We start from the raw sequence: 2,363 nt of genomic DNA on the forward strand, positions 1-2,363 counted from the left end.
CCTCCGACCAGCGCCAACCGCATGATCGAAGGGGTACATCGAACTTGTGGACCTTGGGGGAACTTACTACAACACAAAACCCCAGGTAGAAGCCCTGGAGAAGCTGCTCCGGCAGCTGCCAGACCACACCGAACCGGCTCTGCCGCCCGTCGAGCGCCCCAAGCCCCGACGGGCACGTCAACTCGACGCCGACCAGGTCCAGGAACTCATCGCCGGGTATCAAGCCGGAGCGACGGTGTATGAGCTGGGTGCCCGGTTCGGCATCGAACGGCGGACGGTCAGCAACATCCTCAAACGACATGACGTGCCGATGCGCCGCCGTGGGCTCTCCGCCGAGCAGGTCGACGACGCCATCCACCTCTACAACCTGGGCTGGTCGTTGGCACGAGTCGGCGGACACCTGGGCGTCGACCACACCACCGTGCTGACCAAACTGAGGGAACGCGGCATCCCTACTCGAGACAGCCATGGGCGACCACGATCGTGAACGTCCCAAGGTCCGGTCGGGCACAGGTGAATCTTGTCGTCGCGAGCCGGTCGACGGTGGCAGGCCGGTCAGGGGCGGTAGGGCACAAGCGCGCGAGCGAATCCCTTTGCTCCTTGGTTACCTGATCATGCGTGCCTCCGCTTGCGTGGCTGGCCTGGCAAGGTGGGAAGCTGCGGTCTGCTTGCGGATCGCTGCGAGTGTGCTCTCGCTCGGGGGTGTACGGCTTCGCGGCGGGATCGGGGTTGGCGTGATCATGTTCATGCCCCGCGACTAACGCTGCGGGCTTGGTCTTATGAAGGCGACGGCATCGCCGGTGAGGTTGGCGAGGGGACAGGGGTGGATCTAGGACTGATCGGTCAGGCCGTGGGCATGTTCGCGGTCACCAACGTCGACGACATCGTGATCTTGGCGCTGTTTTTCGGCGCGGCTGCCGGTCGGCGCGGGGCTGGGGCGCGGGTGGTGGCCGGGCAGTATCTCGGGTTCGCCGGCATCCTGGTCGTCTCGGTTGTCGGCGCGCTCGGCGTCGGCCTGCTGCCCGCCGCGGTGATCCCGTATCTCGGTTTGCTGCCGCTCCTGCTGGGCATCCGCGCGGCATGGCGAGCTTGGCGCGAACAACGTGCCGGCGATGACGAGCCGCCCCGCCGCGCGGGGCGGCCCTGCGGTGCTGGCCGTCGCGGCCGTAACATTCGCCAACGGCGGGGACAACATCGGTGTCTACATACCTGTGTTCGCTGTTGCCGGATCAGGCGGGCTGGCCGTGTATGCCGTGGTGTTCCTGGTTCTCGTGGCGGTGTGGTGTGCCGCCGGGCGGTTCTTCGCGACCCGGCCAGTCGTCGCCCGAGCGCTGTCGCGGTGGGGCCACGTTGTGCTGCCGGTGGTGTTGATCGCGATCGGGTTGCTGATCCTCATCGGCGGCGGCGCCTTCGGACTCTGAAGGGCCGGGCGTCCGCCTACAACGTCGCCGCGCTGCCGCTGGCCGCGCTCGGGCTGCTCAGCCCGCTGATCGCGTGGGGCTGCGATGGGGGTCTCAGCATTGCGGCAGCTGCGCGCTGCTGATCGACGACGCCCTGGAAGACCTGCCCGGCGTCCGCAGCACGCAGACCAGGATGAAGCAGGTGCGCAGTACCGTCGAGCTGGACGCAAGCCCGAGCGCGGCCAGCAGCGTGGCGGTGACGGTCAGGGCGATCCGTGCTGGGGTAACCCTGGCCGTCCGGGTTTCGCCAGTGGTCACGCGGAGACACCCGCCGCCGTGGGCGTCAGCGTCGGTGGGCCGGTGATGGTCGTGGCCTGCAAGGCTTTGGTGCGGCCGGCGCGGACGCCGTTGGCGATGACGACGACCTCGGCCAGCTCGTGCACCAGGACCACGGCGGCGAGGCCGAGCACGCCGAACAGCGCCAGCGGCATCAACGCGGTGATCAACCCGAGGGACAGGCCGACGTTCTGGAGCATGATCCGGCGGGCGCGGCGGGCGTGGGTGAATGCCTGGGGCAGGTGCCGCAGGTCCTCACCCATGAGCGCGACGTCGGCGGTCTCGATCGCCACGTCGGTGCCCATCCGCGCCCATCGCGATGCCCAGGTCGGCGGTGGCCAGGGCCGGTGCGTCGTTGACGCCGTCGCCCACCATCGCCGTCGAGCGCCGGGCGCGCAGCTGTTCGATCAGGCGGGCCTTGTCCTCCGGGCGCAGCTCGGCGTGCACGTCCTCGATGCCGACGTCGGCGGCGAGCGCGGCGGCGGTGGCGTGGTTGTCGCCGGTGAGCATCGCGACGTGGTAGCCGTCCCGGCGGAGCTGGGCCACGACCTCGGCGGCTTCGGGACGCAGCTCGTCGCGGACCGCGATGGCCCCGACGACCTGGCCGTTGTCCTCGACCAGCACCGC

Annotated in this window: 2 protein-coding genes and 2 pseudogenes; 2 read left to right on the forward strand and 2 right to left on the reverse strand. The window is 69.4% G+C overall.

The window, feature by feature from the left end; genetic code table 11:
• Positions 1-46 precede the first annotated feature (46 nt).
• Both H5411_RS46180 and H5411_RS49960 read left to right on the forward strand, forming a co-directional pair.
• A complete protein-coding gene (locus H5411_RS46180; RefSeq protein ID WP_183127985.1) occupies positions 47-487 on the forward strand; it encodes a helix-turn-helix domain-containing protein in 441 nt (146 codons plus the stop codon).
• Between the two features lie 336 nt (positions 488-823).
• Positions 824-1,421: pseudogene (locus H5411_RS49960) on the forward strand (cadmium resistance transporter).
• 93 nt (positions 1,422-1,514) lie between these two features.
• On the opposite strand, the gene H5411_RS46190 reads toward H5411_RS49960, so the two are convergent.
• Together H5411_RS46190 and H5411_RS46195 are read right to left on the reverse strand one after the other, a co-directional pair.
• Positions 1,515-1,718: a hypothetical protein gene (locus tag H5411_RS46190; protein WP_183127986.1), complete on the reverse strand. Its 204-nt coding sequence runs from the start codon at positions 1,716-1,718 to the stop codon at positions 1,515-1,517.
• Positions 1,715-2,363 (reverse strand): annotated as a pseudogene (locus H5411_RS46195) (HAD-IC family P-type ATPase); the annotation flags it as partial. The gene H5411_RS46190 and the pseudogene H5411_RS46195, both read right to left, overlap by 4 nt.

The sequence above is a fragment of the Amycolatopsis echigonensis genome, assembly GCF_014174495.1.
Classification (GTDB): domain Bacteria; phylum Actinomycetota; class Actinomycetes; order Mycobacteriales; family Pseudonocardiaceae; genus Amycolatopsis; species Amycolatopsis echigonensis.